The 5112-nt window shown below is 55.1% G+C and carries 6 protein-coding genes; all 6 read left to right on the top strand.

Annotated features, from left to right (window positions below):
• Nucleotides 1-1149 (top strand): UDP-N-acetylglucosamine 1-carboxyvinyltransferase (gene murA, locus ACUVTA_RS08445; protein WP_445952505.1); only part of this gene is annotated, 1149 nt, incomplete at its 5' end.
• A gap of 64 nt (nt 1150-1213) precedes the next feature.
• Nucleotides 1214-2029, top strand: a complete 816-nt coding sequence (locus tag ACUVTA_RS08440) for a cell division protein FtsQ/DivIB (RefSeq protein ID WP_445952506.1) — start codon at nt 1214-1216, stop codon at nt 2027-2029.
• Entirely contained in the window at nt 1941-2648 is a 708-nt protein-coding gene (locus ACUVTA_RS08435; RefSeq protein ID WP_445952504.1) for a DUF881 domain-containing protein, read from the top strand. The genes ACUVTA_RS08440 and ACUVTA_RS08435 overlap by 89 nt, the downstream gene beginning before the upstream one ends.
• The gene (locus ACUVTA_RS08430; RefSeq protein WP_445952503.1) at nt 2649-3347 is read left to right on the top strand and encodes a DUF881 domain-containing protein; all 699 of its coding nucleotides are present in this window, start codon (nt 2649-2651) and stop codon (nt 3345-3347) included.
• Between the two features lie 89 nt (nt 3348-3436).
• Nucleotides 3437-3778 (top strand): small basic family protein, encoded by a 342-nt coding sequence (locus ACUVTA_RS08425; protein WP_445952502.1) that lies wholly within the window; start codon nt 3437-3439, stop codon nt 3776-3778.
• Nucleotides 3779-3909: 131 nt separating this feature from the next.
• Nucleotides 3910-4959, top strand: coding sequence for a cell division protein FtsZ (gene ftsZ, locus ACUVTA_RS08420; RefSeq protein ID WP_445952501.1), 1050 nt, complete (start codon nt 3910-3912; stop codon nt 4957-4959).
• Nucleotides 4960-5112: the final 153 nt, after the last annotated feature.

The raw sequence follows: 5112 nt of genomic DNA, 5'->3' as shown, positions 1-5112 counted from the left end.
GGGCAGAGCGTCATTGAAGGGGTGTCCCGACTTAAAGATGTCGACGTGATGTGTGATGTCTTGTCCCATCTGGGGGCCAAAACTGTGCGGAACGGCGCTACCCTTACCGTAGATACGGCAAGTTTACGGTTAGAAGAGATTTCGGAAGAATTGATGCGCCGGATGAGGGCTTCGGTGCTGGTCTTAGGCCCGCTTCTGGCACGGTTCGGCCGGGCGAGAATCTCCCAGCCGGGCGGTTGCAACATCGGGTCGTGGCCGATAGACTTGCACCTTAAAGGGTTACGGGCTCTGGGGGCGGAAATCAAAGAGCGCGCCGGATATATAACGGCAGAAGCTGGGAGACTAAAAGGGACGGATATCCATCTTGACATCCCAAGCGTTGGGGCTACGGAAAACCTAATGATGGCGGCAGTTTTTGCGGTTGGTACCACTGTAATCAGAAACGCGGCGCGAGAACCGGAAATTGTGGACCTACAAAACTTCCTCAACCGGGCCGGGGCGCAGATTCGGGGCGCTGGGACTTCTACCATTAAGATTGAGGGCGTAAAGTCCTTGCGTGGCCCGCAGGGGCACCGGGTTATTCCCGACCGAATCGAAGCCGGAACGCACATCATCGCTGCGGCGCCTACGGGCGGCGAAATGGTGGTAAAAAACGCGATTCCCGAACACCTGGAGCCGCTATTAGCAAAACTGCGCGAGGCCGGGGTGGGTATTCTGGTAGACGGAGATGCGGTGCGGGTTCGCCGGGAAGGGGTACTCAAGGCAGTAGATATCCGGACCATGCCTTATCCCGGCTTTCCCACCGACCTCCAGGCGCAAATGTGCGCTCTCCTATCGGTAGCCCGGGGAACAAGTGTCATAACCGAGACCGTTTTCGACAACCGCTTCAAGCACGTTCCAGAACTCCGGCGAATGGGGGCGGATATCTATACCGAGGGCCGGGCGATAATCATCCGGGGCGTCGAGCGGCTAACGGGGGCGCGCGTTGAAGCGCCGGACCTGCGGGCCGGAGCGGCGTTAGTGCTGGCGGGCTTAGTGGCGGAGAATACCACCGTGGTTGATAACGTCGGCCATATCGACCGGGGCTACAAAAAGATCGAGGAGAAGTACCGTTCTCTCGGGGCGGCTATCGAACGGCTCGTCTCCTGAGAGACGGCTTTTTGGGTTTTAGGGGGACAGGCTAACGTTGCGCTCTTACTTTGTAAGGTTGGGTATGGTAGAAAGACATCCGGCCAAACCAAACTTGATTGAGCGGGTTTGCCTTGTGGTCCTGCTGCTTTTTTGTAGCTTTGTACTTCTTAGCTCCCCTCTTTTTTCTATTCGTGAGGTCCAGGTGGAAGGAAATAAAGGGGTAGCGGCGAAGGAAATAACTGGTGCGGCACGTATTCCGCCGGGAGAAAACATCTTTCGGGTTAACCTAAAAGAAGCGGCTGTACGGGTAAAGCGGATTCCCGCCGTAAAAGAAGTTGTAGTTACCCGGTGCCTACCGAACCGGATCAGGATTAAAGTTTGGGAAAGGAACCCCGTAGCCTTCGTTCCGGGGAAGGACGGTTTATACGCGCTCGATGAAGCGGGTGTATGTATCGGCAGAGCAAGGGTTGATTGCCCCTTACCGGTCGTTACCGGAACCGGGAGTGCGCCGGCGCCCGGGAAAAGCCTGACCACCGAAGGTTACCGGACGGCAGTAATGGTTTTAAAGGCTTTTGACCCGAAGCTTACGGCGCGGCTTGCGGAGGTTCATGTGACGCCGTACCAGGTGGTTGAGCTTTTTACCAGCGAGGGCGTAAAAGTTTATTTTGGTCGTCCCGAGAAGCTTACAGAAAAAGGATTGATCCTTTCGCGACTTCTGGATGCCCTCGGTAACTACAAGGTGGCTTATATCGACCTGAAAGTTGCTGACAGGCCGGTGGTAAAGTTTATAACCGCGGGGGAGAAAAAGGGTGCGCACGATTCACTTAACAATACTGCTGGTTACCCTCTTTCTAGGGCTGCTACTCGCGGTCCAATTTCGGATTTACCAGGATATTGAGCGAACCGTGCCCATCCAGCGGGTCCAAAAGCTAACGGCTGAGGTCAGAGCGGCACGAGCGGAGCGCGACCGGCTGCAGGCGCAGGTTAACAGTCTCCGAGCCGAGCTCGACGCGGCTACGGCCCAGAAGGAGCTTCAGCCGCTTAAAAGTAAACTACGGGATTACCAACTGGAAGCTGGGATGGTTGCGGCAAGTGGGCCGGGCATCGAGGTGGTGCTAAACGACAGCAACACCGCCTTACAGCCCGGGCAAAACCCGAATCTGTACGTTCTGCATGACGAAGATATCCTCCGGGTCCTCAACGAACTGAAGGCTGCCGGGGCGGAGGTGTTGGCCATAAATGGAGAGCGACTGCTCGCCACCAGTGAGGTCCGCTGCACCGGCCCGACCATCTTAGTAAATAAGTCCAAACGGCTGGCAGCTCCTTTCCGGATCACCGCGATTGGCGATCCCGATACGATGATCAGTGCGTTAAAAATGCGTGGCGGGGTGGTCGATACCCTCCAGGAGCTTTGGGGCATCCAGGTTTCGATCCGGAAGCTTGCTGAGGTGAGCATCCCCGCGTACTCCGGGAGCCAGAAGTTCCTTTACGCGCATCCCTACCGGGAGGAAAGGTAAATGCTGAGGCGCTATCTTGCCGTAGTTTTTGTTTCGCTCGTCCTTGGTGTACTGGTAGTTTTTCAGTTCCGCACAACCAACCAGATTGAGCAATCTGTGCCTTACGACCGGGCCCACGAGTTGACGGTTGAGCTCAGAGCACTGGCTAAAGAGCGGGCTGGGCTGGAGGCGAAGCGGCGGGACCTAGAAGAAAAACTTGCCCGTGCTCGCCTCGGTTACGCGCAGGCCGAGGAAGCGATAAAAGCCGAGGTTAAAGATACCGGTATTTTAGCGGGGGTAACCCCAATGGTAGGACCTGGCGTGCGGGTAGTAGTAAGCAACCGGGGGGTAACTACCCCCCAGGGGGCTATCTTTGGTGTCTGCGACGAGGATCTGTTAAAAATCGTAAACGAGCTACGTGCTGCAGGGGCAGAGGTGTTGAGCATCAACGGCCAGCGGCTTCTTTCCACTTCGGAGATCCGTTTAGCAGGAGCGCATATTAACGTAAACCTCCAGCGGATCACGCCGCCTTACGAAATCATGGCTATCGGTGATCCGGTTGCCCTGCGGAGCAGTTTGGAAATCAAAGGCGGGATAGTGGAAACCCTGCGCGACTGGGATATCAACGTTACCGTGGAAACGAAAGACCGGGTCATTGTTCCGGCTTACCAGGGGCCTTTCCGCTACCAGTACGCGCGGCCGGTACGCGGACCAACGTAAAGCCGGGTGCGGCTCGGTTCGTTTTAGGTCGAAAAAAGATGTGGCAGCAAGGTGAATAGTGAAATTTGTCTGCGAGGAGGTAGGCTTAAGTGTGGCTTGGGATCTTCTTCGCCCTGGTCGGTCTGATTATCGGCACCGCTATCGGACTTAACGTGCCGCTGGTATTTCCGCAGGCCTACGGAAAATATATTGGGCTGGCGGTACTGGCAGCGCTTGACTCGGTCTTTGGCGGCATAAGAGCTTCGATGGAAGACCGGTTTGACGACGTTATTTTTCTTAGCGGCTTTTTTGCGAATGCCCTTCTGGCCGCCGGGTTAGTTTTTCTCGGTGATCGCCTCGGGGTGGAGCTTTACACGGCCGCGATAGTGGCTTTTGGCGTGCGACTTTTCCAGAACTTAGGGGTCATTAGGCGTCACCTCTTGAAAAAGTAAAATTTGTCGTTTTAGGAAAAAGGATTTGCCAAACCCCACGTGGAATTTTTTATGGGGTTTAGCTCCCTAGGTTGGCTTTTATCGGCGTGGTTAAGGTTTTTCTGCGATTTGGAGAGGGGAGGACATAGAAGGTGATCGACATCGAACTCGATCTGGATAGGTTTGCAAACATTAAAGTGATTGGCGTTGGCGGTGGCGGCAGCAACGCCGTAAATAGGATGATTACCGCGGGAGTAAAGGGAGTTGAGTTTATCGCCATCAATACCGATGCTCAAGCACTGGCAATGTCCCAGAGTCCGAATAAGATCCAGATCGGGGCCAAGCTGACCAAGGGGCTAGGAGCAGGGGGGGATCCCGAAATCGGTGAAAAGGCGGCGGAGGAGAGTAAGGACGAGATAGCGGCGAGTCTTAAAGGTGCCGATATGGTTTTCGTAACTGCCGGCATGGGTGGCGGCACCGGCACGGGGGCGGCGCCCATCATAGCTGAACTAGCTAAGGAGCTGGGTGCCCTAACGGTAGGTGTGGTAACCAGGCCCTTTACTTTTGAGGGGCGGAAGCGGCAGCTCCAGGCGGAGACCGGAGTCAATCGCTTGCGGGAGCGAGTTGATACGCTGATCACGATCCCGAACGACCGGCTTTTGCAGGTGATCGATAAAAACACCTCTATGATCGAGGCCTTCCGGATTGCCGACGACGTACTGCGCCAGGGGGTGCAGGGGATCTCCGACTTAATCGCTGTCCCTGGGCTCATTAACTTGGATTTTGCTGATGTGCGGACCATTATGAAGGACGCAGGTTCTGCGCTGATGGGCATCGGCGTGGCGCGGGGTGAAAACCGGGCGGTTGAGGCGGCCAAAGCAGCGATCTCCAGTCCTCTTCTGGAGACGAGTATTGAGGGAGCGCGGGGGGTCCTCCTTAATATGACGGGCGATCCCTCGATGCGGCTTTTGGAGGTTAACGAATCGGCACAGATCATCGCTCAGGTAGTTGATCCGGAGGCCAACATTATTTTCGGCGCGGTGATCGACGAGAGTCTTAATGATGAGGTGCGGGTGACGGTAATTGCCACCGGATTCGAAAGCAGGCCGGCTAAAGCGAGCGTGGACCCGGGGATCAAGCTCTTTAACCAGCACGAAGATATTGATATTCCGGAATTTCTGTTGCGCCGTTCAAACCGGTAAGCTCTCTGGTTCGTTATAAAAGGATTGTGCTAATTCCATATCTTGACAGATTTTACTGTCCCGGCTCGGTATAATTGAAGCCGGGTTTTTAGTTTTTTAGGGTTAGCAACTGCTAAGAAAAATGTACTTAGATAAGGGCGTTTATGGTATAAT

The organism is Thermodesulfitimonas sp. (assembly GCF_052743955.1).
The sequence above is the reverse complement of the archived record's forward strand: the minus strand, read 5'-3'. Positions and strand labels throughout refer to the sequence as shown.

Bases quoted from the DNA above. Each gene is read 5' to 3' on its own strand.
- ACUVTA_RS08440 (WP_445952506.1), top strand. From the start codon at position 1,214: ATGGTAGAAAGACATCCGGCCAAACCAAACTTGATTGAGCGGGTTTGC.
- ACUVTA_RS08430 (WP_445952503.1), top strand. From the start codon at position 2,649: ATGCTGAGGCGCTATCTTGCCGTAGTTTTTGTTTCGCTCGTCCTTGGT.